The organism is Pseudomonas alkylphenolica (assembly GCF_016009175.1).
Taxonomy (GTDB): Bacteria; Pseudomonadota; Gammaproteobacteria; order Pseudomonadales; family Pseudomonadaceae; genus Aquipseudomonas; species Aquipseudomonas alkylphenolica_B.
The window spans coordinates 15,519-41,183 of record NZ_JADUCM010000003.1; the positions used below are offsets into that span (position 1 = coordinate 15,519).

Consider the following 25,665-nt stretch of genomic DNA (forward strand, 5'->3'; position numbering starts at 1 on the left):
GCCCGTAGGCGCAAGGCTTGCCCGCGAAGAACGATAACGCGGTACCGCTGAAGCACTGCGGTGTTTCACCGGCAAGTCTGGCGCCTACGGATCATTGTCAGGGGGCGACGTCGACTGCTGGATATGCGCCGAGCCCAAGTGTTTCACAAGGGCACGGCTATGGCCGGGCAACCCCGTAAAGTCGCGGGCACACAGCAGTAGCTGGCGCTGCGCCCAGGCCTCCTCCAGCGCGATGCTGTGCAATGCCAGCACGCCTTGCCAACGGCGTACCGCCGCCAGCGGTACCACCCCCAACCCGGCGCCATGGGCAACCATGCGGATGACGCCGTCAAAGCCCTCGGCGCGCACCCTGATGTGAAGGCGTCGCCCCAGGTGCAGGGCTTGCTCCTCCAAATGCAGCGACAGGGCGCTTTCGGGCGCCAAGCCGACGTAGCCATGGCTAAGCGTGTCGGCAAAGCGCAGGTTCGTGTGCGTGGCCAGGGGATGCTCCGGGGGCATGATCAGCACCAGCGGATCGTCGCGAAACGGCACCGTTTGCAGGTGTTCACTGGTGACAGCGGTGGAGATGATGCCGATATCCGCCGCCCCCTGGGTAATGGCCTGGACGATGCGCAGGCTGGGCAGTTCCTGGATGTCGAGGGCAATGGCGGGGTAATCGGCGAGAAAGCTGGCGAGCAGCTCCGGCAGGTATTCGCTCAGCGCCGCCGTGTTGCACAGCAACCGCACCTGGCCTTGGAGGCCTTGAGCGTACTGGGCCAGGTCGAACTGCAAGCGCTCCACCTGCTGGCCAATCAATCGCGCGTGTTGCAACAAGGCCTGACCGGCGGGCGTCGCCTGCACGCCACGTCGGTTACGTTCGAGCAAAGGCGTGCCCAGCGAGGCTTCCATGGCCCGAATGCGGGCACTGGCAGCCGGTAGCGACAGATGGCTGCGTTGGGCGCCGGCGGTGATGTTGCCGCACTCCAGCGTGTGCTGGAACAGCCGCAGGTCAATCAGATCGAAATGCATGTGCCTCTGCCTGAGCAATAGTCTGGCTCAGTATATGGCAGATTTTCAGCTGTTCGTGCTGCAGGCAGCATGGGGGCATGACGAGCGTATTGAGTTTCTATCACGACATCGGTCCAGCCTTGTCACTGCTGGTGGTACTGACATTTGTGCTGGCTGGCGCGGTGAAAGGGGTGATCGGTCTTGGGCTGCCGACCGTCGCCATGGGGTTGCTCGGTCTGGCTATGTCGCCGGCACAGGCAGCCGCTTTGCTGATCGTGCCTTCGACGCTGACCAACCTCTGGCAACTGGCTGCGGGCGGACACCTGCGAGCCTTGTTGCGCCGACTGTGGCCAATGCTGGTGGCGATCTTTTTAGCCACCTTGCTGGGCAGTGCCTGGCTGGGTATCGACAGTGGGCCCTGGGCTGCACACGCCTTGGGTGGCGCGTTGCTGGTGTATGCGCTCTACGGCCTGGGCGGTCCCGAGTTGCATCTCAACCCCGCGCGGGAACCCTGGCTGGGCCCGCTGTGCGGCCTGCTCACCGGGCTGGTGACGGCCGCCACCGGCGTGTTTGTGATTCCGGCAGTGCCCTATCTGCAGAGCTTGCGCCTGAGTCGCGACGAAATGTTTCAGGCTCTGGGCCTGTCATTCACAGTGTCGACCCTGGCGCTGGCGCTCGGGTTGGCCGGCCAGGATGCCCTGGGTGCTCAGGCACTTGGCGCGTCGTTGCTGGTGCTGGTACCCGCGCTGCTGGGCATGCTCGGCGGTCAGTGGTTGCGCCAGCGCATCAGTGCCGCGCTGTTCAGGCGCTGCTTCTTTATCGGCCTGGGCGCGCTGGGCGCCCACTTGCTGGTTAACGGCTAGCGGACGACGGGCTGAGCATGTCGATCAGTTGAATGTCAAAGTCGCGCTCCAGGTAGTCCATGCGTGTTTCAAAGAACGCCTGCATATGTGGCAGCGCCGAATGCACATCCAGCGCTTGCTTGCTGGCCCAGATCTCGTAGAACACGAACAGGCTCGGGTCTTTCTTGTCGCGCAGCATGTGGTACTCGATGCAGCCAGGTTCGGCACGGCTGGGTTGCACGTAGGCGCGGAACAGGGCTTCGAAGGCCTCGGCTTTTTCCGGGCGGGTCTTGGCTTTGAGAATGAAGCCGTAGGGTTCGCTCATGGGGTCAACCTCTGGTGGGGATGAGCTGATTTTATTTCAATAATTCATGTTCAATTCGTGCTTTTAGGTCAAAAGTATTTTGCCCGAACGACGGTTTTTCCCTCGCGCTCCTTCCCCTAATCTGCCGCCATCCAAATTCAACCGGTCCCAGGCTGCAGCAAACAGCGCAGCGGATCGAACGACAGATGAGGCAAGTGATGAAAAAAGTCCTGTTGCTCAACGGCGGTAAAAAATTCGCCCACTCCGATGGCCGTCTGAACGAAACCCTGCACGAAGCCGCGCTGGCATTTCTTGACCGCGCCGGTTTCGACATCAAGACCACCTACATCGACGGCGGTTACGACAACGCTGAAGAAGTGCAGAAGTTTCTCTGGGCCGACGTGATCATTTACCAGATGCCAGGTTGGTGGATGGGCGCGCCGTGGACGGTCAAGCAATACCTGGACGAAGTCTTCACCGCCGGCCATGGCAGCCTGTACGCCAACGACGGCCGCACCCGCTCCGATGCGTCGCAGAAGTACGGCAGCGGCGGTCTGATCCACGGTAAGCAGTACATGCTCTCGCTGACCTGGAACGCACCGCAGCAGGCGTTTGACGACCCGAGCGACTTCTTCGAAGGCAAAGGTGTGGACGCGGTGTATTTCCCGTTCCACAAGGCCAACCAGTTCCTCGGCATGACCGGCCTGCCAACCTACCTGGCGGTGGATGTGATGAAACGCCCGAACGTGGCTGCCGCTGTTGCCGCCTACGAGCAGCACCTGGCCCGGGTTTTCCAGATTCCGGCCTGATGAAGCCTTGCGTTGATCGCGCCAAGCGGCTATCTATCACGGCTATTGCTCACCCCGGGGTACAGCCGTGAAAGCCAGGTCCGATGAATTGCAGGTGTTCGTCTCGGTCATCGAGTGCGGCTCGATTTCCGCTGCCGCCGAGCAGAGCGAACAGACGCCGTCGGCAATCAGCCGCACACTGTCGCGCCTGGAGACCAAGCTGGGCACTACGCTGATCAACCGCACGACCCGGCGCATGGACCTGACCGAAGAAGGCCGGTTTTTTTTTGAACGGGCCAAGTCGATCCTGCAGCAGATGGAAGACCTGGAAGCACACTTGTCGGTGCATCACCAGACGCCTTCCGGGCGCTTGCGCATCAACGCGGCCTTGCCGTTCATGCTGCACGCCATCGTGCCGTGGGTCGGCGAGTTCCGTGCGTTGTACCCGCAGATTCAGCTGGAGCTCAACACCAGCGACCTGATCATCGATCTGCTCGAACAAAGCACCGATGTCGCCATTCGCATCGGCGAGCTGGCCGACTCCAGCCTGCATGCGCGTTCGCTGGGCTGCAGCCCGTTGAATGTGCTGGCCAGCCCCGAGTACCTCGCACGCCATGGCACACCGGAGCGGGTCGAAGACTTGCAGGCGCATTCGCTGCTCGGTTTTACCCAGACCGAAACCCTCAACCACTGGCCATTACGCCATGCCGAGGGTGATCGCCTGCTGATCCGCCCGAGCCTGTCGGCGTCCAGCGGAGAGACCTTGCGCGAGCTGGCTTTGGCCGGCGAGGGAATCGCCTGCCTGTCGCATTTCATGACCCATGAAGATATCCGCGCCGGCCGTCTGCTGGTGGTGTTGCCCGAGCACAACAGCGGCTATCGCCAACCGATCAACGCGGTGTACTACCGCAACTCGCAACTGGCCCTGCGCATTCAATGCTTCCTCGATTTCATCCAGCACAAGCTGGCGGCCTACGCCTGCTGATCGGGACTGCTTCGACTGCGACAAAACCTTTCTACAAGCGGCGGATTCTCCTGCGGTGTTTGATTGTTTTTCGGACATCAGCCTTAATGGCTGTTCAACGAAAACAACACCAAGGACGCTCTCATGCACGTTGTGATGTTCCGAACCCTGGGCCTGGGCGCCGCTATCATCGCCAGTTCATCGGCTTACGCGGTAACGCTGGAGGGTGGCGCGGTGGCCGCACCCGATCAATATGGTGCACAGGTAGCCGCCGAGGTACTCAAGAAAGGCGGTAACGCGGTGGACGCTGCTGTCGCCACCGCCTTCACCCTGGCCGTGACCTACCCCGAAGCGGGCAACCTCGGTGGCGGCGGTTTCATGACCCTGTACATGGACGGCAAACCCTACTTCCTAGACTACCGCGAAATCGCCCCCAAGGCCGCCAGCCGCAACATGTACCTGGACGACAAGGGCGAGATCATCGAGAACCTGAGCCTGGTCGGTGCTCGCGCAGCGGGCGTACCGGGCACTGTGATGGGGTTGTGGGAGGCGCATCAGAAATTTGGCAAACTGCCCTGGTCCGAACTGATCACCCCGGCGGTGGGCTACGCCAAAAACGGTTTCAAGATTGCCGAAAAGCAATACCAGTACCGCGAAGATGCCTTGGGGCTGTTCAAGGACAGCACCAACTTCAATGACTACTTCGGCAACATGAAAGTCGGCGAAACCTTCAAACAGCCGGAGCTGGCGCAAACACTGGAACGCATCGCCGACAAAGGCGTGAGCGAGTTCTACCAGGGCAAGACCGCCGACTTGCTGGTCGCGCAGATGGAGGCCGACAAGGGCCTGATCACCAAGGACGACCTCAAGGATTACAAAGCCGTCTGGCGTGAGCCGATGGGCATCCAGTGGCGCGGCAATGTGGTCTACACCGCACCGCTGCCAAGCTCCGGCGGCGTTGCGCTGGCACAACTGCTGGGCATCAAGGACAACCGTGAGGCCGATTTCAAGGGCGTTGAGCTGAACTCGGCCCGCTACATCCACTTGCTGGCGGAAATCGAGAAGCGCGTGTTCGCCGACCGTGCCGACTACCTGGGCGACCCGGCGTTTTCCAAGGTGCCTGTGGATAAACTGATTGCCAAGGACTACCTGGCCAAACGGGCTCAGGAGGTCAATCCGACGGCCATTTCCGAGACCGAGAAAGTCCGTCCGGGCCTGGAGCCGCACCAGACCACGCACTTCTCCATCGTCGACAAGCAGGGTAACGCGGTCAGCAACACCTACACCCTGAACTGGGACTATGGCAGCGGCGTAGTGGTCAAGGGCGCGGGCTTCCTGCTCAACGACGAGATGGACGATTTCAGCTCCAAGCCGGGTGTCGCCAACGCCTTCGGTGTGGTCGGTGGTGATGCCAACGCGATCGAGCCGGGCAAGCGCATGCTCTCGTCCATGGCGCCGACGCTGGTCACCCGTGACGGCCAGGTCACCCTGGTACTCGGTACACCGGGTGGCTCGCGGATCTTCACCTCGATCTTCCAGGTGCTGAACAACCTGTACGACTACAACCTGCCGCTGGAAAAAGCCGTGGCGGCGCAGCGCGTGCACCACCAGTTGCTGCCCAAGGACACCATCTATTTCGACGCCTATGCGCCGCTCACCGGCAAAGTCGCCGATGAGCTGAAGAAGATGGGCTACACCCTGGAAGATCAGGGTTGGGAGATGGGTGACATCCAGGCGATCCGGGTTAACGGCACGGCACTGGAAACCGCATCCGACCCGCGTGGACGGGGTGTTGGCCACGTAGTCAGGTAGGATTCACCGGACGCCGGATCGCCTACAGGTCTGGAGTGCATCTCAACCTGTAGGCGCGTGGCTTGCCCGCGAAAAACGATGACGCGGTGCACCAGAGGCACCGCGGTGCCTGGTTCGCCGGCAAGCCTGGCTCCTGCAAATATCAGACGCGGAAGTGGCTGACCATGGTCTGCAACTGATTACCCAGCCGCGCCAGCTCAACGCTGGACGCTGCTGTTTCATCGCTGGCCGCTGCGGTCTGTTCAGACACATCGCGGACATTGATGATGCTGCGGCTGATCTGTTCGGCCACAGCGCTCTGCTGTTCGGCCGCCGCAGCAATCTGTTGGTTCATCGACTGGATGTTCGACACAGTGCGGGTGATGCTTTCCAGCGATGCACCGGCCTTGCGCGTGAGTTCAACACTACTGTCGGTGAGGTTGCGGCTGCCGAGCATCACATTGGCCACCTGCTGGGTACCGCTTTGCAGGCCTGCGACCAGCTCTTCGATTTCTTCGGTGGATTTTTGCGTCCGCTGGGCCAGGCCGCGCACTTCGTCGGCAACCACGGCAAAGCCACGTCCGGCTTCACCGGCGCGGGCGGCCTCGATGGCGGCGTTCAACGCCAGCAGATTGGTTTGCTCGGCCACCGACTTGATCACGTCCATGACGCTGCCGATCTTCTGGCTTTCCTGCTGCAACTGACCCATGGCTTCGGTGGAGCGGTGCACTTCTTCGGCCAGGCGCTCGATCTGGCTGATCGCTTCGGCAACCACCTGGTCACCGGCACGCGCCTGCGCGTCGGCATCGGTAGCGGCTTCTGAGGCGTGCTCTGCGTTGCGTGCAACTTCCTGCACCGTGGCCGCCATTTCATGCATGGCGGTAGCAACCTGGTCGGTCTCGACTTTCTGGCTGTTGACGCCCGCGCTGGTTTCTTCGGTCACGGCCGAGAGCTCTTCGGCTGCGCTGGCGATCTGGGTAACGCCGTCACGAATGCCGCTGATCAGATCACGCAAGGTTTCGCCCATGCGCTGGATGCCTTGTTGCAGCACACCCAGTTCGTCGCGGCGGGTAACGCGCAGGTTGTGGGTGAGGTCACCGGAGGCGATCTTTTCCACCACGGCCAACGTGTCGCGCAGAGGGCGGGTAATCTGGCGGGTGATGATCACTGCAGCCAGCACACCGACCAGCAGCGCCAACAAGGTTGCGGTCAATTGCAGGGTACGGGCCTGAGCGCTTTCGTTGTCTCGGCGTTCGAGCTGCAGGCTGTACAGGGCATTGCTGATCTTGACGATGGTGGCCCCTTGAACCGTCATCTCTTGCCTGGCCACGGCAACATCGGCGGTGGCGGCGCTGAACTGACGCACGGCGTCGCGATAGGCCATGACAGCGCTTTCGAATTGCTTGATGCGCGTGGTCTCGTTTGGCATCTGACGGTTCAGGTTGGCAATTTCAGCCAGCGCACCATCCAGCTGACGCAGGGCCAGTTGTTCGGTTTCGCTGCTGATATCGGCAATGTAGCTGCGCACGGCCAGACGCACCTGGAACAACTGGTCCTTGGCCTGGGTGACGGTGCGGAACTGCTCCAGGCGGCTGGCGTCTCCTTCAGGCAGGGCGAGGATGTCGCGGTTGATCGCGTCGATCAGTGCAACGGCCTGGTTGGCCGCCTGGTTCATGGCATCGCGCGCCGCCAGGCTGGTCTTGTAGCCGGCACGCATCTTGTTGATCGACACCTGATAGGCGTCGATTACTTGCCCCAGTTCCTGGAGCAGCTTGACGTTCTCCGGGCTCTTGAAGCTTTTCAGCAGCTTTTGCTGCTGTTCGCTGAAGGCGTTCAACTTGACCTGGACGCTGCCGGCAGCTGCGTCATCGCCGTTGGTCAGCATGTACTGCAGGCGCGTGATGCGCAGGTCGGTGAGGTCGCTGTTGAGCTGGGTGATATCGCTCATCCAGTTACTGCGATCGATCAACCCGCTCATGCTGTTCCAGCCGGTCAGCGCCAGCAGGCTGGTGAGCAGCAGTACCAGGCCGAAGCCCAGGCCGAGTTTCAGGTTGACGCTGATGTTGGCAAACCAGCTGTTCATGTATTCCCTCCAGGAACGTAAGGCGTCGTTATCCGTATCGCTGGAAGATTTTTGTTTTTGGTGGCCAGCCGATGTGCTTGAGCACGGGTTATCGGCGGCTTGGGCCGTAGCTGAAACGCTTTTTCAGCAAAAGTTATCGGTGGAAGTAACCAGGTGTGTCTGCGGCAGCGGGAAGGGCTGCCGCAGACAGGGAGGAGGGGGTTATAGCGAACGGGTGCTGAAGGTGTCGCACTGGTTGATGTCACCCTTGGCAAAGCCGGTCTTGAACCAGCGCACACGCTGTTGCGAGGTGCCGTGAGTGAACGAGTCGGGCACCACCCGGCCCTGGCCCTGCTGCTGCAGACGGTCGTCGCCGATGGCATTGGCGGCGTTCAGGGCCTCTTCGATGTCGCCGGGCTCCAGCCAGTTCAGGCGTTGTTGCGCCTGGTAGGCCCAGACGCCGGCGAGGCAGTCGGCTTGCAGTTCCTGGCGCACCAGCAGGCCGTTGTCGCCCTCCATGCGTTCGCCACGTTGCCGGGCCGCCTGGACCTTGGCCGAAACACCGAGCAGGGTCTGCACATGGTGACCGACTTCATGGGCGATGACGTAGGCCTGGGCGAAGTCGCCGGCGGCAGCAAAGCGCTGCTCCATCTCGCGGAAGAAACTCATGTCGAGGTAGACCTTCTGGTCTGCCGGGCAATAAAAGGGGCCGACAGCGGAGGAGGCAAAACCACACGCCGAGTTGATCTGGCCGCTGAACAGGGTCAGGGTCGGGTCTTTGTACTGGCGTCCGGCCTGGGCGAAGATTGCCCGCCAGGTGTCTTCGGTATCGCCGAGGATCGAGGCGACGAATTCGGCCTGTTCGTCGTTGGCCGGTGGCGCCTTGCCGGTGTCGGTGCTCATCGGCGCGCTTTGCTGGCCCATCTGCCCGGTCAACTGGCCGAGGATCTGCAGCGGGTCTTGCCCGGTCATCCAGCCGATACCGACGATCAGCAGGATGGCGCCGATGCTCAGGCCCTTGCCACCGCCAAAGCGCATGCCGCCACCACCCTCGCCACGGGCATCGACCACATTGTCGCTGCGCCTGCCTTTTCGCCATTGCATGAGCGCTCTCCAGAGCTTGTAAACATGAGCTCAAAGATTAGTTCACTGCGCGTTGCTCCGTGGGATTACTGAAGTAAACATAACCATTTGGTTATCTGTGGTGGCGTTCTTTTCAATATTCGTCGCCGCGCTCATGCCGGAAACTGCATGCACGTCTGCCACGCCCAGGCGTTCCAATAATTCCAAGACAGGAGAACGGCATGTCTGCGCAAGACACAAGTCGCTTCGCTATCCGTGATCGCAACTGGCACCCGAAAGCCTTGACCCCGGATTACAAAACTTCCATTGCCCGTTCGCCGCGTCAGGCGCTGGTGAGCATCCCCCAGTCGATCAGCGAAAGCACCGGTCCGGACTTTTCCCACCTGAAGTTCGGCCAACACGACCACGACCTGCTGCTCAACTTCAACAACGGCGGGTTGCCCATCGGTGAGCGGATCATCCTCGCCGGCCGTGTCTGTGATCAGTACGGCAAGCCGATCCCGCATACCCTGGTAGAGATCTGGCAAGCCAATGCCGGTGGCCGTTACCGCCACAAGAACGACCGCTACCTGGCGCCGCTGGACCCGAACTTCGGTGGTGTCGGCCGGGCGTTGACCGACAGCGAAGGCTTCTACAGCTTCCGCACCATCAAGCCGGGGCCGTACCCGTGGCGCAACGGCCCGAACGACTGGCGTCCGGCGCATATCCATGTGTCGATCAGTGGCCCGTCGATCGCCACCCGCCTGATCACCCAGCTGTACTTCGAAGGTGACCCGCTGATCCCGATGTGCCCTATCGTCAAGTCGATTGCCAATCCGGAAGCGGTGCAGCGCCTGATCGCCCGGTTGGACATGAGCAACGGCAACCCTATGGACTGCCTGGCGTATCGCTTCGACATCGTGTTGCGCGGTCAGCGCAAGACCCACTTCGAAAACTGCTGAGGAGGTGACCATGCCTATTCAATTGCTGCCGGAAACCCCTTCGCAGACGGCCGGCCCTTATGTCCACATCGGCCTGGCCCTTGAAGCGGCCGGCAATCCGGGCCGCGACCAGGAAATCTGGAACCGCATGGCCCGCAAGGATGCGCCGGGCGAACATATTCTGGTGTTCGGCAACGTCTATGACGGCAACGGCCACCTGGTTCGTGACTCGTTCCTGGAGTTCTGGCAGGCCGATCACAATGGCCAGTACCAGAGCGATTTCGACCTCGAGCGGCCGTTCAACAGCTTTGGTCGCACAGCGACTACCTTCGATGCTGGCGAGTGGACCCTGCATACCGTCAAGCCTGGCGTAGTGCGCAATGGCGCCGGTGTGCCGATGGCGCCGCACATCAACGTCAGCCTGTTTGCACGCGGCATCAATATCCACCTGCAAACGCGTCTGTACTTCGATGATGAGGCGCAGGCCAATGCCCAGTGCCCGGTGCTCAACCTGATCGAACAACCGCAGCGTCGCGAGACCCTGGTGGCGACCCGTTGCGAAGTGGATGGTCAGTTGGCGTATCGCTTCGACATCCGAATCCAGGGTGACGGCGAGACGGTGTTCTTCGACTTCTGATCGCTGGCTGATCCTGCCCCGACGCGCGTAGGAGCCGGCTTGCTGGCGATGGCGTCACCGCAGAGTCACTGATTCTGCGGCGTCTGCATCGCTGGCAAGCCAGCTCCTACAGATCTGCGCGATGCAGCATGTGTTGCTGCAATCATTCGTAGTCTTTCACTTCGGCAATATGCCGCCCCGCGATGTAGCCGAAGGTTGCTGCCGGCCCCAGGTTGATACCCCCGGCCGGGTAATAGCCGCCCATGATGCTGGCCATGTCCGTACCCACCGCATACAAGCCGGCAATAGGTTGACGCTGATTGTCGAGGACCTGGGCGTGTTCATTGGTCCTGAGCCCGGCGAAGGTGCCAAAGCATCCTGGCTCGACTTTCACTGCGTAGTACGGTCCTTGTTCGATGGGGGCCACGCAGGGATTGGGGCCATGCAAGGCGTCGCCCTGTTTGCGGTTGTAGAGGGTTGAGCCGCGGCCAAACAGCGGGTCTTCGCCCTTGCGGGCATGGCGGTTGAACTCGGCTACCGTGTCGCTCAAACCCTGGGGGTCGATACCACAGGTGATGGCTAACGCCTCGAGGCTATCTGCTGTTTTCAGGTAGCCGCTGTTAACGAAGGGGCGCACAGGCAACGGGAAGGGGCGCGACATGCCCAGGCCGTAGCGGCGCTGGAAGGGATGGCTACAGATCAACCAGGATTCGACCCGCTCACCGGGTGCCTTGGCAACCATGGCGCTGACATAGTCGTAGTAGCCGTCGGCTTCATTGACGAAGCGCCTGCCGTCGGCCAATACCCCGATGATGCCGGGCTTGCCGCGTTCGATGATGTGCGGGAAGTGCCCGACGCTGCCGTCCTTGTGCGCCACCCGTGAAACCGGGGCCCAGGCCACCGGGCTGTACAGATCGTCCGCCACCTGGCCGCCGACGCTTTCACCCAGACGCAGACCATCACCGTTGACGCCCAGCGGCGGCAATGCCAGGTGCTCATGGCCGGTCGGAGTACGTGGAAACAGTGCCTTGCGCCGTTCGATATCATTGGCAAAGCCGCCTGCGGCAAGCACCACCGCCTTGCGCGCATGAATGGTCACCGGGCCGCGCGCCGTGTCGATCACCGCACCGGTGACGCGGCCATCTTCCTCGATCAGCGAACGGGCTGGCGCCGACTCCCACAGCAACACCCCGAGGTCTTGCGCCGACTTGGCCAGGCGCGCCACCAAGGCGACGCCGTTGACCAGTTGCAGGGCCCGACCGTGCAAGGCAAGGTCGAGCAGGTGGCGACTGAAGCGCTTGCCCACATGCAGCAGCGAGCGCCAGGAACGCGTCAGGGTCAGGAAGGCGCCAAGATCACTGCCGGCCATGATCGGCATACCGATGAAAGAGGTTTCGCGCAGGGTCTTGCGCAGGCGCTTGAGCAACTTGCCGACCTGGCGACCGTCGTAAGGTGCGGCGATCACCGAGCGCCCACCGGTGCCGGCGCCGGGGGTGTTGCCGTGGATATCGGCAATAGCGTTGCCGTCAGCAAACTGCAGTGCGGTATGACGTTCGAAAAACGACACCATGTGCGGCGCGGCGTCGAGAAAGGCATCGATCATCGTGGCGTCAAAGCGCTCACCCAGTTCGTGCTCGAGGTAAGTGCGCACTTCAGAGCGCTCCTCGCAGATGCCAGCACGCTGTGCCAGCGGATTGCGCGGCACCCACATCCAGCCACCGGACCAGGCGGTAGCGCCACCGAACACCGGGTCTTTTTCGACGACGATGACCTTTTGCCCATGCCAGGCTGCGGTGACGGCTGCAGACAGGCCGGCAGCACCAGAACCGATCACCAGCACGTCGCAGTCGTGGCGGGAGGGTGGGGGGACAATCGCAGTCATGGGCAGCGTCTCCTGAGGCATAAGTTTGTTATATTGTGGAACGTGATTCCATATTCTATGTTTTCAGGCCTTTCCCGGCCAAGCGCCCGGAAGACAAAGTGGGCGAAGATCGGACAGTGTTTTGCGCTTTGCCCAAGGCTCTTTAGAATCGGCAAAATTTTCAGGGACCGTGACCATGGCCGGCAGTCAGATTGAGCGTGCGTTCAGCCTTGTTGAACGCCTTACCAGCGAACCGCGCGGGCTGCCTTTGCAGACCCTGGCCGAGGAGCTGGACATTCCCAAGAGTGCGACGCATCGCATGCTCGCCGAGCTGATGCGCCTGGGCTATGTACGTCAGAACCCGGAGAGCAACCGCTACTACCTGAGCACCCGGCTGGTGGCCATGGGCTTTCGCTACCTCGCCACCAGTGGCGCCGACGTGGTGCAGCCGATACTCGATCAACTGGCCTTGCAAAGCGGCGAGCTGGTGCGCCTGGGGGTGATTGAAGACGACCGCCTGACCTGGATTGCCAAGGCCCAGGGCGCGCGTTCCGGCCTGCGCTACGACCCTGACATGGGTCGTGAGGCGCCGCTGTTCTATACCGCCTCCGGGCATGCCTGGTTGTCGAGCCTCAGCGATGCCCAGGCGTTGCTGTTGGTCGAGCGCCAGGGCATTGCCCGGCGGGAGGACTTCGGGCCCAACGCCCCGGCCTCCAATGCCGAACTGCTCGAGCGCCTGCGCATGGCGCGCGAGCTTGGCTACGCGTGGGTGGTGGAAAGCTCGGCGGTCGGTACCTCGGCGCTGGCAGCGGTGGTGCGTCATCCGCTGGATGGCCATGCGGTGGGTGTGCTCAGTGTGGCGGGGCCCAGTGCACGGATCGATGAGGCGCGCATGCATGAACTGGCGCCGATGCTGCTGGCCGCCACGGCAGAGCTGTCGGCCGCGAGCCCTGCGTCAGAGTTGTTCGTTTAACCCCTGTTCCTTGAAGCGGCCCACCTGCAGTCAGGGCAGGGCTGCTATTTTTTTACTTGATTTGAAAATGGAACTAAGTTCTAAATAATGCAAATTCATATGCCGAGATAACAACAATGACTCAACGCGTGATGTCCCTCGCTGCCCTGACAGTGCTTGAGCTGTCACCCGAGGACATGGTTGAAGTGGCCGCGCGTGCCGGCTACAGCCACGTAGGCTTGCGTCTGGAACCGGCGACCGCCGAGGAGCATCACTTTCCCCTGGTGGCGGATGCCGGCTTGCGTCGGCGTACCGCTGCGCGTCTACGTGATACCGGCATTCAGGTGCTGGACGTGGAGATACTGCGGCTCAAGCCGGAAACCCGCGTCGCCGACTTCGAGGCGCTGCTGGCGGTGGGCGCCGACTTCGGTGCGAGCGAACTGCTGGTGGCGGGTAACGACCCTGACGAACAGCGCATGACCGACAACTTCGCTGCCTTGTGTGATCTGGCTGGGCGCTATGGTTTGCACCCGCACCTGGAGTTCATGCCCTGGACCGATGCGCGCAACCTGACCCAGGCGCTGCGTGTCGTCGAACAGGCTGGCCGCGACAATGGCTGCGTGCTGGTGGATGCCTTCCACTTCGATCGCTCGGCGTCGTCCCTGGGTGACTTGCGCGAGGTGGCGCCAACGCGTCTGCGATATGCTCAACTGTGCGATGTGGCGGGACCGCGTCCTGATGACATGGCAGAGATTTTGCGTCAGGCGCGTAACGAACGGCGCTTCCCCGGTGATGGCGATTGTGATCTAGCTGGATTGTTGAGCAGCTTGCCAGCCGGGATTGCGCTGAGTCTGGAGATACCGACCCGGCAGTTGTACGAACAGGGTGTCAGTGCCCTGCAGCGGGCACAAATGGCCCTGGACAAGACCCGCACGCTGCTGGCGCAGCATTAACCTACGAGCTCATTTCATGCCCCGTCCCACTGCGCTTACCGATCCCAGCCAGCCACTGCGGGGCATTCTTCTGGTAGTGCTGGCGACCTTCCTGTTTGCCAGCCATGACGCCTTGTCCAAGTACCTGGCGGGGTTCTATCCGATTCTCTGGGTAGTCTGGGCGCGCTACCTGGTGCACACCCTGTTGATGATGGCGATCTTCCTGCCGCAGTCCGGGTTACGCGTTTTGCGCACCCGGCGGCCGGGCCTGCAGACGTTGCGCGCGTTGTGCCTGCTGGGCACCAGCCTGTTGTTCACCACGGCCCTGCAGTACATCCCGCTGGCCGAAGCCACGGCGGTCAACTTCCTTGCGCCGTTGCTGGTCACGGCCCTGTCATTGCCGCTGCTGGGCGAGCGGGTGACCCGCGGGCAGTGGGTGGCAGTGCTGGTGAGCTTTGTCGGGGTGACGGTGATCATTCACCCGGGCGGCGCGCTGTTCACGCCCGCGGTGCTGCTGCCTTTTGGCTCGGCGATGTGCTTTTGTTTCTACCAATTGCTGACGCGAATGCTCAGCCAAACCGATAGCCCCACTACCAGCAACTTCTTTACCGGCTTGCTCAATACGCTGGTGATGAGTGCCATCGTACCGATGTTCTGGCAAACGCCGAGTCTGCTTCATGGCGTCATGGCGATTGCGCTGGGCACCTGCGGGATGACCGCGCACCTGTTTCTGACCCAGGCCTTCCGGCATGCGCCGCCGGCCATGCTGGCGCCGTTCAGTTACTGCCAGATCGTGTTCGCCGGGATTCTCGGCCTGGTGCTGTTCGGACACAGCCCGGACATGGCCGGGCTGGTCGGTATTGCCTTGATCTGCCTGAGCGGGCTGGGCGCTGCCTGGTTGCAGCGCAAGCCTTAGGCTTCGACTTTCGGCACTTTGCGTGGCGCCATCAGGTACATCCAGGTCAGGGCGATGAAGTACATCGCCGGGATGATGGTGAACAGCACGGTGTAGTTGTTGTTCGTGGTGGTCAGGATGTAGCCGACGATCTGGGTCATGAACATCCCGCCGATAGCGGCGCACATGCCGCCAAAACCGAACACGGTGCTCATCATGTGCTTGGGCGTGTAGTCCATCACCAGGCTCCAGATGTTGGCAGTCCAGGCCTGATGCGCGGCAATCGCCAGGGAAATGGCCAGCACCGCAACCCACAGGCTGCTGGCGCCCGCGGCGAAGATCACGCTGATGATGGTCAGTGCAAACAGCAGCATCGACAACAGCCGGGCCTTGACCGGGGCCATGCCACGGCCGATCAGGAACGATGAGAGGATACCGCCACCGATGCTGCCGAAGTCGGCGCTGAGGTAGATGACGATCAGTGGAATGCCCATCTGGGTCACGCTGATGCCCAGGTTGTACTGCTGGTTGAGGAACGGCGGCAGCCAGTACAGGTAGAACCAGAACACTGGTGCGGTCATCGAGTAGGCCAGGGCAAACGCCCAGGTGCCACGCATACGCAGGATGCGTGAGAACGGCACGCGCGCCTGGTCGGGCTCTTGCTCACTCTGAACGTAGGCCAGTTCGGCTTTGCTGACAGTGGGGTGGTCTTCCGGGTTGAAGTACTTCAGGCCCCAGAAAGTCACCCACACCAGGCCCAGTGCAGCCATGCCCATGAACGCAGCCTGCCAGCCCCAGACGGTGAGGATCAGCGGCAGCAGCATGGGGGTGAACATCGCGCCAACGTTGGTGCCGGCGTTGAAAATGCCGGTGGCCACCGCCCGTTCGCCAGCCGGGAACCACAGGCGGGTGGTCTTGACGCACGCGGGGTAGTTGGCCGCTTCGGTCAGGCCAAGAATGAACCGGCAGACCATAAAGCCCACCGCCGAGGTCGCCAGGCCGTGGGCGCCGGTGGCCAGGCTCCAGAGCAGCACGGCGAAGAAGAACACGCGTTTGACGCCGATCCGGTCGATCAGGCGGCCTTGCAGCACGAAGCCGATGGCATAGCCGACCTGAAACCAGAAGTTGATGTTGGCGTAATCCATCGCCGTCCAGCTCATTTCCTTGGCCAGGATTGGCTGCATGACGCCCAGTGCGGCGCGATCGATGTAGTTCAGGGTAGTGGCGAAGAACACCAGGGCGAGCATCGCCCAACGGGTCTTGCCGACTGCCATGGCGCCACGGATCTTGTCGCCGATGCCGGCGTGCGGGGTGCTGGCCAGCGGCTGGGCCATGCGGGTGCTGTGCGAATGGATCATGGGAGGGTTACCCGTATTTTTATGTTTATGGGTCAAGCCTGGACTACGCAACGCTAAGGACGTCGGGATGCTCGCCGTCGTTATCAATGACAGGTGCCGACGAACTTTTGGTCCTTCAGCAGCACTGCCCCGTGTCGAAATGGTGCGCCTGTGGTCAAAAAAGGGTCAATTCGTAGAACGCTATTATGGGCGATAATCGAACACAAAACTAACTGGTTAGTACCTTTTTGATTGAGCAAAAAATGTTCGCCGCCAATAATTGCAGCATCCGGGTTTTGCCTACCCTACGGAGCCATAAAAATGCAGCGTTCGATTGCCACCGTATCCTTGAGCGGTACCTTGCCTGAAAAACTCGAAGCCATTGCCGCCGCAGGCTTTGACGGGGTCGAGATCTTCGAAAACGACTTGCTCTACTACGCCGGCAGCCCGCGCGAAATTCGTCAGCGCTGTGCCGACCTGGGGCTGGCGATCACCCTGTTTCAGCCGTTCCGTGACTTCGAAGGCTGCCGCCGCGACCGCCTGGCGCGCAACCTCGATCGGGCCGAACGCAAATTCGATCTGATGCAGGAACTGGGCACCGATCTGGTGCTGGTGTGCAGCAACGTTGCGGCCGACTCACTGGGCGACCGCCAGGTGCTGGTCGATGATCTGCGCCTGCTGGCCGAGCGTGCCGGCGCACGCGATCTGCGTATTGGCTACGAGGCGTTGGCCTGGGGACGTCATGTAAACACCTGGGAGCAGGTGTGGGACATCGTTAAGGCCGCTGATCATTCAAGCCTCGGGATGATTCTCGACAGTTTCCATACGCTGTCGATCAAGGGCGATCCCCAGGCAATTGCCCAGATCCCCGGTGACAGGATCTTCTTCGTGCAAATGGCCGACGCACCCATACTGGCGATGGATGTGCTGGAGTGGAGCCGGCATTTCCGCTGCTTCCCGGGGCAGGGTGAGTTCGACCTTGCGGGTTTCCTCGCACCGATTCTGGCCACGGGGTACCGTGGGCCGCTGTCGCTGGAAATCTTCAATGACGGTTTCCGCGCCGCGCCGCCACGGGCGAACGCTGCCGATGGCCTGCGCTCGTTGCTGTATCTGGAGGAAAAAACCCGTCTGCGCCTTGAGCAACAAGCGCAAGCACCGCAGGATGATCTGCTGTTTGCGCCGCCGGCTGCGAGCGCTTACGACGGCATCGAGTTTCTCGAGTTTGCCGTGGACGATGCGCTGGGCGCCAAGCTTGGCAACTGGCTTGAGCGACTCGGGTTCACCCGTGCCGGTGTGCACCGTTCGAAGAACGTCAGCTTGTTGCGCCAAGGCGATATCAACATCATCCTCAACGCCGAACCGTATTCGTTTGCCCACAACTTTTTCGAAAGTCACGGCCCGTCCCTGTGCGCCACGGCCATCCGGGTCAGGAACAGTGCCCAGGCCCTGGCGCGTGCCGTGGCCTTTCACGGCCAGCCTTACCGGGGCCTGGTCGGGCCCAACGAACGGGAACTGGCGGCAGTGCGTGCACCCGATGGCAGCCTGATCTACCTGGTCGACCAGGATGCGCAAGGCCGGACCATCTACGACACCGACTTCAGCCAGTTGCAGCCCTCGGTCAACAGCCTCGGTCTTACCCGTATCGACCATATGGCCCTGGCGTTGCCGGCCGATGGCCTGGACAGCTGGGCGCTGTTCTACAAGAGCCTGCTGGACTTCACCGCCGATGACGAAGTGGTGTTGCCGGACCCTTACGGCCTGGTAAAGAGCCGCGCCCTGCGCAGCCGTTGCAGCTCGATTCGCCTGCCGTTGAACATCTCGGAAAATCGCAACACCGCCATCGCTCATGCGCTGTCGCACTATCGTGGTTCAGGTGTGCATCACATCGCCTTTGAGTGCGACGACATCTTTGCCGCGGTCAAGCAGGCCAAGGAGGCGGGCGTGGCGTTGCTCGACATTCCGCTCAATTATTACGACGACCTCGCCGCGCGCTTTGATTTCGACGACGAGTTCCTCAGCGAACTGGCCTACTACAACGTGTTGTATGACCGCGATGCCCAAGGCGGCGAGTTGTTTCACGTGTACACCGAGCCGTTCGAAGAGCGCTTCTTCTTCGAAGTCTTGCAGCGGCGTAATGGTTACAGCGGCTACGGTGCTGCCAACGTGGCCGTGCGCCTTGCTGCAATGGCCAAGGCGCGGGCCGGAGCACCGACCCAGGCCCGTTTATAAGGCGCGAGTCGACAGGCTTTCTTCCTGTTCCCTCGGGGCTCATAATCACCGCGTTAACCGTTGGCCACGAGTCCCGTATGACAACTACACCAGCACCCTTCGCTGTCCCTGAACCGGCGCAGCGCAAGGGTCGCAAGAACAACCCGGAAAAGACCCGCGAGAGCATTCTGCAGGCGGCCATCACTGAGTTCGTCCAGCAGGGGCTGGCCGGTGCCCGTGTGGATGCAATCGCCGAGCGCACCCAGACCTCCAAGCGCATGATCTACTACTACTTCAACAGCAAGGAGCAGTTGTACGTCGAGGTGCTGGAGAAACTCTACGGTGATATCCGCAACACCGAAAGCAATCTGCACCTGGCTGAACTGGAACCGCGCATGGGTATCCGTCGCCTGGTGGAGTTCACCTTCGATCACCATGATCTGAATGTCGACTTCGTGCGCATCGTCTGCAACGAGAACATGCACCACGGCGAGTACGTGAAGCGTTCTTCGGCCATTCGCTCGATGAACAAGACCGTACTCACCGCGCTGGATGAAATCCTGCGCCGCGGGGCAGCCGAAGGCGTGTTCCGTCAAGGGCTGGACGCGCTGGATGTGCACCTGTTGATCAGTTCGTTCTGCTTTTACCGGGTATCGAACCGTCACACCTTTGGCGAAATCTTCCAGGTTGATTTCGAAGAGGCGGCGATCAAGCAGCGTCACCGCGAGATGATCTGCGAGTCGGTGTTGAAGTTTTTGCAGGCATAAGCCGAATGGGCCGCGATGCGGCCCAAGCAGGCGTTCAGGCGCCGAGGCTGTTGAAGTGCTGGAGCATGCGCCCCGCATCGGCCTGCACGCCACTGAACAGCTCAAACGCTTTCACTGCCTGAAACACGGCCATGTTCGACCCGTCCAGGGTGCGGCAGCCCAAGGCTCGGGCTTCCCTTAGCAGTTCAGTCTCCAGCGGGAAGTAGACAATTTCCGCCACCCACAACTCCGCCCGCAGCAACGCTTTGGGCACCGGCATGCCCGGCAGTTTGGCCATGCCCATGGGCGTGGTGTTGACCAGGCCATCGGCTTCGATCAATGCACTGGCCAGGTCATGGCCGACGCGGGCAGGGGCGCCGCTGAAGTGCGCATTGAGGTTGTCCACCAAGGCCTGGGCGCGCGCCGTTTCGACGTCGAATACGGTCAGCTGTTCGACACCTTCAGCCAGCAGAGCATGAGCTACCGCAGCCCCGGCACCGCCAGCGCCCATCTGTACCACCTGGCGGCGCGGTGCATCGTTCAGCCCGCGGCGAAAGCCCTCGGCAAAGCCCAGGCAATCGGTGTTGTGACCGATACGTTTGCCTTCCCTGAGCACCACCGTGTTGACCGCGCCGATGCCTCTGGCCTCGGGCGACAGGTCGTCGAGCAGGGGTAATATCGCCTGTTTGCACGGGAAGGTGATGTTCAGGCCGGTGTAGCCCATCGATTCAGCCGCAGTGAGCAATTGCTCGAGCGCGCTGCTGTCGAGTTTGAGCTGGTCGAGGTCAATCAGCCGGTACAGGTAGTTGAGGCCTTGGGCGCGGCCTTCGCGCTCGTGCAGTGCCGGGGTACGCGAGGCCTGGATACCTGCGCCGATCAAACCGGCGAGGATGCCGAAAGGAGGGGCCGAATGCATGGGAAACTCCGTTATTGTTCTTGGTAAGCGACTGACATTGAAAATGTACCGAATGGTTAATTTGGTCAATCGCCGAATCCGCCATGCAACGCTTTTCTGTGCGCTGATCGCACAGCCTGTGCTACACCTGATGCTTTGCACCCGACCATGAACGGAGACATGGCCATGCCGTTGAGCGATCCGCAGTTGCAAAGGGAAACGTGGCCGGGCCTGGCCACGCTCACCCAGTCGACCTTCGCTGCCCTGGGGTGTCAGGGGTTTCGCAACAGTTTCAAGCTCGAGCGCACGCACGCGACGTGCCTGTTTTTGGTTGATGGCCTGGGCTGGAACCTGTTGAGCGCCCACGCCCGACATGCCCCGTTCCTGGCTTCGCTGATGCAGCCTGATGGCTACTTTCGCTGCGGATTTCCAGCCACTACGGCTACAAGCCTGACCTCGGTCACCACAGGGCTGGGCAGCGGTGCACATGGCATTGTCGGCTGCAGTTTTGCCCTCGACGAGCAGACCGAGCTGTCTCCGTTGTCCTGGACCACTGCTGCCTTTCACGCGCAAGCGCAGCCGAGCGCAGCACCGGCGCCCGCAGCATTTATCACCCCTCCCGATGCCTGGAGCCTTGCCAGTGCGCAGGGCATTGCCATCAGCACGGTGATGCTCGGGCGGTATGCCAACTCAGCGTTCAGCCAGGCGATCTACAAGGCCGGGCAGATTCTCCCGGCCCCTGCCTATGACGCTTATCCGGGTCTGATCAATGCCGCGCTGACCACGGGCGAGCCTGCTTTCTGCTTTGCTTATTTTGGCGACCTGGATTTTGCCGGGCACCTGTTCGGCCCCGGCTCGCCCGAGTGGATCAAACAGCTGGAAACGGCCGACCACCTGGCCCGGAGCATCGCCTACGCGTTGCCTGAGCAGGTTCAACTGATGGCAATTGCCGACCATGGCATGCTCGCGCTGGACAACGAGCAGGTCCGTGATTTTGACCTTGAGCCGGCATTGCAGGAGGGTGTTCGGGCCATTGCCGGTGATATCCGCGCCCGCTACCTGTACACCTGTGAGCACCAGCAAGATCGCGTGCACCAGCGTTGGCAAGATCACCTGGGGGAGGGCTACAGGGTCTGGAGCAAGGCCCAGGCGATTGCCAAGGGCCTGTTTGGTGACGTGATGCTGAGCCAGGCCGAAGCACACATTGGCGACCTGATCGTGGTGCCAACCGGCGCTGGCGGGATCATCCGCAGCGAAGTAGAGCCGCACGCCAGCCAGTGGCGTGGGCATCACGGGGCGTTGACGGATGACGACCAGCAAGTACCGCTGCTGTTGTGTCGGGGGCGAGGCTGATCAGCCTTTTGCCGGCACCAGGTCGAACGCGTCGCTCTGGTACTGGAACAGCAGGCAATCGGCAGCGGCAGTGCAGCCGCTTTCATGCACCAGGTTGGCGGGCAGGTTGTAGTACGAGCCGGCCGGGTACTCGGTGCGGACCTTGTCGATAACAGCGTAGAAGGTGCCTTTCAGGACTACCGTCGGCAGGCTTTTGCCGTGGGTGTGCAGGCCGTTGTCGGTACCGGCCTTGAAGGTGACAAAGGCCGAGTAGTCGCCTTTGCCGAAGAGATCGCCTTCGGTGTTGGCGTAGCTGACCGCGCCGTGGGTGCCGGGCACATCCTGCCACTGCAGGGAGGGCTTGGGGTACGAAACCAGCCCGTCTGCAGCAGGCTTGCTCTGGGCCACCGCGCCAGCGGTAAAGACGGCCAGGGCAAGGCTGGCCAGGGTGATGTTCAGGGTTTTCATGGCAGGAACCTTCGTTGGTTGAGTTGAACGAAGGTTAAGGGAACGGGTTCTGCAGAAATACGCACACAAATGGCCATGACTTGTGCGATATCAGCACAAATTACGTCGGCCAGCGCGGCAGGCGATAGTAGTCCTGCACATAATCCAGCAGTGCCCGGACCTTGGGCGCGAGGTAGCGGCTTTGCGGATACAGCGCATACAGGGTGCGCGCCGGTTGCTGCCAGTCCGGCAGCAGTTGCACCAGGCGCTGATCCTGCAACGCATCGTGAACGATGAATCGATCAAAACTGGCAATACCCAGCCCGGCAATGGCTGCCGCACGCAAGGCCATCGGTGAATTGGCACTGACCCTCGTGGGCATCAGCACATCGCGCTGACTGCCCGTGGGGCCCGTCAATCGCAGGCGTTGCGGTTGCGCGAGACGGTTGTAACCGAGCAACGGGTGCTCGCCCAGATTGTCGGCGGTCATCTGCGTCGGCAAGCGCTTGAGGTACGACGGCGCTGCCACCAGTACCACATCGCTCGGCGCCAGTGTGCGTGCTACCAGGCTTGAGTCCGGCAGATGGTCGGTCACCCGCAGGCACAGGTCGATGCCCTCTTCGAGCATGTCGACGAAGCGGTCCGTGCAGCTCAGCTCGATCTGCAGCAGGGAGAAACGTTCGACGAAGCCCGGTAGCCAATGCCCCAGTTCCAGTTCACCAAAGGCGCTGGATACGCTCAGGCGCAAGGTGCCACACGGTTGCTGCTGGTGCTCGGAAAGCTCCAGGGTCATGGCGTCCATCTGATCGAGAATTTCTACGCAGTGGCGGTAGAACAGGGTGCCCGCTTCGGTCAGTTGCAGGCGGCGGGTGGTGCGGTTCAGCAATTGGCTGCCGAACTGGCGCTCGAGGTTTTTCACCTGGCGCGACAGCACCGTGTGGGATTGGCCTGTGAGGTTTGCTGCAGCACTGAAGCTGCCCTGCTCGACGACCCGACGGAAGGCCTGCATGGCGCTGAACTGGTCCATCGGGGCAGTGCTCCTTGAGGTTAACAGCATGTTGTGGGCGCCGGGGGAGCCGACGCCCGCAACACGTGAATCAACGCCGAACCAGCAACACCCCGCTTTCCATGTGATGGGTGTAGGGGAACTGGTCGAACAGCGCACAGCGTTCGATACGGTGCGTATCGTGCAACTGGGCGATGTTCGCTGCCAGGGTTTCCGGGTTGCAAGAGATGTACAGGATGTTATCGAAGCGCCGGGTCAGTTCACAGGTGTCCGGGTCCATGCCGGCACGGGGCGGGTCGACGAAGACGCTGCCGAAGTCGTAGCTCTTCAGGTCGATGCCTTCCAGGCGACGGAACGGCCGCACTTCATTCAGCGCCTCGGTCAACTCTTCGGCTGACAGGCGCACCAGACGCACGTTGTCCACCGCGTTGTCGGCGAGGTTGTGCAATGCAGCATTTACCGACGTCTTGCTGATCTCGGTGGCCAGCACCTTGCGTACGCGGGTGGCCAGCGGCAGCGTGAAGTTGCCATTGCCGCAGTACAACTCCAGCAAGTCGTCCTGACGCTCGCCCAGGGCCTCATAGGCCCAGTTGAGCATCTTCTGGTTCACCGCACCGTTGGGCTGGGTAAAGGCGCCTTCTGGCTGGCGGTAGCGAAAGCTGCGTCCGGCGATCTGCAGCTCTTCAACCGCGTAGTCACGGCCGATCACCACGCGCTTGCCTTTGGAGCGTCCGATAATGCTCACGCCCAGGTCGCTGGCCAGTTGCTGCGCAGCCGTTTCCCAGTGCTCATCCAGCGGCCGGTGGTAGCACAGGGTGATCATCGCATCGCCCGCCAGGGTGGTGAGGAATTCCACCTGGAAAAGTTTGAAGCTCAGCGCCGAGCTGGCCATCCAGGCGGCCTTCAGCCGCGGCATCAATTCATTGATGCGCAGGCTGGCAATGGGGAAGTCTTCGATCAGGATTGGCGTGTGCTTTTCGCCCGGGGCGAACATCGCATAGAAGCGCTGCTCGTTCTCGCGCCACAGGCGGAACTCGGCGCGCAAGCGATAGTGCTCGCGCGGGGAGTCGAATACCGCAGGCTCCGGGGCGTCAAATGGTGCCAGCAACTCACGCAGGCGGGCGGCCTTGGCGTCGAGCTGCTGGGTGTAGGTCGAAGGGTCTAAAACAGCACTCATGCGTTGAACCAGCCCAACTTGATTACGAACAGGATCGACAGGATAACCAGCGCCGGGTTCAGGTCACCACGACGGCCGGAGAGCAGTTTGATCGCCGTCCAGGAGATGAAACCGAACGCGATGCCGTTGGCGATCGAGTAGGTCAGTGGCATCGCCAGCGCGGTGATCACCACGGGGGCGGCTTCGGTGACGTCGTCCCAGTTTATTTCCGCCAGGCCAGACGCCATCAGCACGGCGACGAACAGCAAGGCCGGGGCGGTGGCGAAAGCAGGAACGCTACCGGCCAGCGGGGCAAAAAACAGCGCCAGCAGGAACAGGATGGCGACCACGATGGCGGTCAGGCCGGTACGGCCGCCAGCACTCACGCCCGCTGCCGATTCGATGTAGCTGGTGGTGGTCGAGGTGCCCAGCAGGGAACCGGCCATGGCGGCAGTACTGTCGGCGATCAGCGCGCGGCCCATTTTCGGCATGTGGCCGTCCTTGCGCATCAGGCCGGCGCGCTTGGCGACGCCGATCAGGGTGCCGGAGTTGTCGAACAGGTCGACGAACAGGAAGGCGAAGATCACGCTGATCAGGCCCACATCCAGAGCGCCCTTGATGTCCAGCTGGAGGAACGTCGGCGCCAGCGATGGCGGCATCGAAACCACACCGGCGAACGGTGTGAAGCCCATTACGATGGAGGTCACGGTCACCGCCAGGATGCCGATCAGCACCGCGCCACGGACCTTCATGGCTTCAAGGGCGACGATCAGGAAAAAGCCCAGGGTGGCGAGAATCGGCGCCGGTTGCTTGAGGTCGCCAAGGCCTACCAGCGTGGCCGGGTTATCGACGACGATACCGGCATTGTGCAGGGCGATCAGTGCCAGGAACAGGCCGATACCCGCAGCAATGGCCGAGCGCAGCGGCAACGGGATGCTGTTGACGATCCATTCGCGGATACGAAAGATCGACAACAGAAAGAACAGCACCGCCGAAATGAACACCGCACCCAGTGCCACCTGCCAGGTGTGGCCCATGTGCAGGACCACCGTGTAGGTGAAGAACGCGTTCAGGCCCATGCCCGGCGCCAGGGCGATCGGGTAGTTGGCGATCAGGCCCATGGTGGTCGAGCCGATGGCCGCTGCCAGGCACGTGGCGACAAACAGCGCGCCTTTGTCCATGCCGGTTTCGCCGAGGATGCTCGGGTTGACGAACAGGATGTAGGCCATGGCCAGGAAGGTGGTGACGCCCGCAAGAATCTCGGTGCGCACGTTGGTGTTGTGTGCCTTTAGTTGAAACAGCCTTTCCAGCATGCCTGCTCCCCGTGGCGCGCCCCGGCGCCGTGAATGTATCGACCCCATCAGCAAAGCACAGCCCCTCGCGGGTGGTGTGTGGAATTTGCCTGGGTCGGAAAAAAGCCGCGCATCATACCAGCATGCTCGCCCGGCGGTAATTAATGTCGCGATACACAGCAGATGTACGCAGTTTCAGGGTGTTTTTCCGATCAACTACGCTTGAAAGACAGACACAGGAGAACGCCC

The 25,665-nt window shown here is 61.8% G+C and carries 23 protein-coding genes and 1 pseudogene; 12 read left to right on the top strand and 12 right to left on the bottom strand.

Annotation, left to right across the window (positions count from 1 at the left end):
- Window positions 1–84: 84 nt before the first annotated feature.
- Window positions 85–1,008: a LysR family transcriptional regulator gene (locus I5S59_RS04495; RefSeq protein ID WP_197875577.1), complete on the bottom strand. Its 924-nt coding sequence runs from the start codon at window positions 1,006–1,008 to the stop codon at window positions 85–87.
- A gap of 77 nt (window positions 1,009–1,085) precedes the next feature.
- Here I5S59_RS04495 and I5S59_RS04500 point away from each other — a divergent pair, with 77 nt between their 5' ends.
- A complete protein-coding gene (locus I5S59_RS04500) occupies window positions 1,086–1,850 on the top strand; it encodes a sulfite exporter TauE/SafE family protein (protein WP_197875578.1) in 765 nt (254 codons plus the stop codon).
- On the opposite strand, the gene I5S59_RS04505 is transcribed toward I5S59_RS04500, so the two are convergent.
- Entirely contained in the window at window positions 1,840–2,154 is a 315-nt protein-coding gene (locus tag I5S59_RS04505) for a putative quinol monooxygenase (RefSeq protein WP_197875579.1), read from the bottom strand. The two genes, I5S59_RS04500 and I5S59_RS04505, sit on opposite strands and share 11 nt — an antisense overlap.
- 197 nt (window positions 2,155–2,351) lie before the next feature.
- Here I5S59_RS04505 and I5S59_RS04510 point away from each other — a divergent pair, with 197 nt between their 5' ends.
- From I5S59_RS04510 to ggt, 3 genes are all read left to right on the top strand, one after another.
- On the top strand, window positions 2,352–2,942 hold the full coding sequence (locus tag I5S59_RS04510; RefSeq protein WP_128322878.1) for an NAD(P)H-dependent oxidoreductase: 591 nt from the start codon (window positions 2,352–2,354) through the stop codon (window positions 2,940–2,942).
- Between the two features lie 67 nt (window positions 2,943–3,009).
- Window positions 3,010–3,906, top strand: coding sequence for a LysR substrate-binding domain-containing protein (locus tag I5S59_RS04515; RefSeq protein ID WP_197875580.1), 897 nt, complete (start codon window positions 3,010–3,012; stop codon window positions 3,904–3,906).
- A gap of 123 nt (window positions 3,907–4,029) precedes the next feature.
- Window positions 4,030–5,697 (top strand): gamma-glutamyltransferase, encoded by a 1,668-nt coding sequence (ggt, locus tag I5S59_RS04520; RefSeq protein ID WP_197875581.1) that lies wholly within the window; start codon window positions 4,030–4,032, stop codon window positions 5,695–5,697.
- A 142-nt stretch (window positions 5,698–5,839) separates the two neighbouring features.
- Here ggt and I5S59_RS26645 read toward each other — a convergent pair whose 3' ends face one another.
- The 3 genes and pseudogenes from I5S59_RS26645 to I5S59_RS04530 all read right to left on the bottom strand — a co-directional run bounded on the left by I5S59_RS26645 (window position 5,840) and on the right by I5S59_RS04530 (window position 8,842).
- Window positions 5,840–6,703, bottom strand: coding sequence for a methyl-accepting chemotaxis protein (locus I5S59_RS26645; protein ID WP_420066437.1), 864 nt, complete (start codon window positions 6,701–6,703; stop codon window positions 5,840–5,842).
- A pseudogene (locus tag I5S59_RS26650) lies at window positions 6,695–7,759 on the bottom strand (methyl-accepting chemotaxis protein); the annotation flags it as partial. The gene I5S59_RS26645 and the pseudogene I5S59_RS26650, both read right to left, overlap by 9 nt.
- Before the next feature lie 201 nt (window positions 7,760–7,960).
- On the bottom strand, window positions 7,961–8,842 hold the full coding sequence (locus tag I5S59_RS04530; protein ID WP_197875582.1) for a neutral zinc metallopeptidase: 882 nt from the start codon (window positions 8,840–8,842) through the stop codon (window positions 7,961–7,963).
- Window positions 8,843–9,042: 200 nt separating this feature from the next.
- Here I5S59_RS04530 and pcaH point away from each other — a divergent pair, with 200 nt between their 5' ends.
- Window positions 9,043–9,762, top strand: a complete 720-nt coding sequence (pcaH, locus tag I5S59_RS04535) for a protocatechuate 3,4-dioxygenase subunit beta (protein WP_197875583.1) — start codon at window positions 9,043–9,045, stop codon at window positions 9,760–9,762.
- A gap of 10 nt (window positions 9,763–9,772) precedes the next feature.
- Window positions 9,773–10,378, top strand: coding sequence for a protocatechuate 3,4-dioxygenase subunit alpha (gene pcaG / locus I5S59_RS04540; protein ID WP_197875584.1), 606 nt, complete (start codon window positions 9,773–9,775; stop codon window positions 10,376–10,378).
- Between the two features lie 142 nt (window positions 10,379–10,520).
- Here pcaG and I5S59_RS04545 read toward each other — a convergent pair whose 3' ends face one another.
- Window positions 10,521–12,239, bottom strand: coding sequence for an FAD-dependent oxidoreductase (locus I5S59_RS04545; protein ID WP_197875585.1), 1,719 nt, complete (start codon window positions 12,237–12,239; stop codon window positions 10,521–10,523).
- A 175-nt stretch (window positions 12,240–12,414) separates the two neighbouring features.
- On the opposite strand from I5S59_RS04545, the gene I5S59_RS04550 reads away from it, so the two are divergent.
- From I5S59_RS04550 to I5S59_RS04560, 3 genes are all read left to right on the top strand, one after another.
- Entirely contained in the window at window positions 12,415–13,191 is a 777-nt protein-coding gene (locus I5S59_RS04550; protein ID WP_197875586.1) for an IclR family transcriptional regulator, read from the top strand.
- Between the two features lie 116 nt (window positions 13,192–13,307).
- On the top strand, window positions 13,308–14,123 hold the full coding sequence (locus I5S59_RS04555; protein WP_197875587.1) for a sugar phosphate isomerase/epimerase family protein: 816 nt from the start codon (window positions 13,308–13,310) through the stop codon (window positions 14,121–14,123).
- A 16-nt stretch (window positions 14,124–14,139) separates the two neighbouring features.
- On the top strand, window positions 14,140–15,018 hold the full coding sequence (locus I5S59_RS04560) for a DMT family transporter (RefSeq protein ID WP_197875588.1): 879 nt from the start codon (window positions 14,140–14,142) through the stop codon (window positions 15,016–15,018).
- Here the strand turns inward: I5S59_RS04560 and I5S59_RS04565 are convergent.
- Window positions 15,015–16,355: an MFS transporter gene (locus I5S59_RS04565; RefSeq protein ID WP_197875589.1), complete on the bottom strand. Its 1,341-nt coding sequence runs from the start codon at window positions 16,353–16,355 to the stop codon at window positions 15,015–15,017. The genes I5S59_RS04560 and I5S59_RS04565 overlap by 4 nt on opposite strands.
- A gap of 300 nt (window positions 16,356–16,655) precedes the next feature.
- Between I5S59_RS04565 and quiC the strand changes: the two genes are divergently transcribed.
- Together quiC and I5S59_RS04575 are read left to right on the top strand one after the other, a co-directional pair.
- Window positions 16,656–18,563 carry a 3-dehydroshikimate dehydratase QuiC gene (gene quiC / locus I5S59_RS04570; protein ID WP_197875590.1) on the top strand — a complete coding sequence of 636 codons (1,908 nt, stop codon included), beginning with the start codon at window positions 16,656–16,658 and terminating at the stop codon, window positions 18,561–18,563.
- 77 nt (window positions 18,564–18,640) lie between these two features.
- Entirely contained in the window at window positions 18,641–19,309 is a 669-nt protein-coding gene (locus I5S59_RS04575; protein ID WP_197875591.1) for a TetR/AcrR family transcriptional regulator, read from the top strand.
- A 34-nt stretch (window positions 19,310–19,343) separates the two neighbouring features.
- On the opposite strand, the gene I5S59_RS04580 is transcribed toward I5S59_RS04575, so the two are convergent.
- Window positions 19,344–20,204 carry a shikimate dehydrogenase gene (locus tag I5S59_RS04580; RefSeq protein WP_197875592.1) on the bottom strand — a complete coding sequence of 287 codons (861 nt, stop codon included), beginning with the start codon at window positions 20,202–20,204 and terminating at the stop codon, window positions 19,344–19,346.
- A gap of 159 nt (window positions 20,205–20,363) precedes the next feature.
- Between I5S59_RS04580 and I5S59_RS04585 the strand changes: the two genes are divergently transcribed.
- Complete coding sequence (locus tag I5S59_RS04585; protein ID WP_197875593.1) at window positions 20,364–21,536, top strand: alkaline phosphatase family protein; 1,173 nt, start codon at window positions 20,364–20,366, stop codon at window positions 21,534–21,536.
- Here the strand turns inward: I5S59_RS04585 and I5S59_RS04590 are convergent, their stop codons facing one another.
- The 4 genes from I5S59_RS04590 to I5S59_RS04605 form a co-directional block, all read right to left on the bottom strand.
- Window positions 21,537–21,983, bottom strand: a complete 447-nt coding sequence (locus I5S59_RS04590) for a cupin domain-containing protein (RefSeq protein WP_197875594.1) — start codon at window positions 21,981–21,983, stop codon at window positions 21,537–21,539.
- A 100-nt stretch (window positions 21,984–22,083) separates the two neighbouring features.
- The gene (locus I5S59_RS04595) at window positions 22,084–22,989 is read right to left on the bottom strand and encodes a LysR family transcriptional regulator (protein ID WP_197875595.1); all 906 of its coding nucleotides are present in this window, start codon (window positions 22,987–22,989) and stop codon (window positions 22,084–22,086) included.
- Between the two features lie 70 nt (window positions 22,990–23,059).
- Entirely contained in the window at window positions 23,060–24,145 is a 1,086-nt protein-coding gene (trmA, locus tag I5S59_RS04600) for a tRNA (uridine(54)-C5)-methyltransferase TrmA (protein WP_197875596.1), read from the bottom strand.
- On the bottom strand, window positions 24,142–25,437 hold the full coding sequence (locus tag I5S59_RS04605; protein WP_197875597.1) for an NCS2 family permease: 1,296 nt from the start codon (window positions 25,435–25,437) through the stop codon (window positions 24,142–24,144). The genes trmA and I5S59_RS04605 overlap by 4 nt, the downstream gene beginning before the upstream one ends.
- Window positions 25,438–25,665 lie beyond the last annotated feature (228 nt).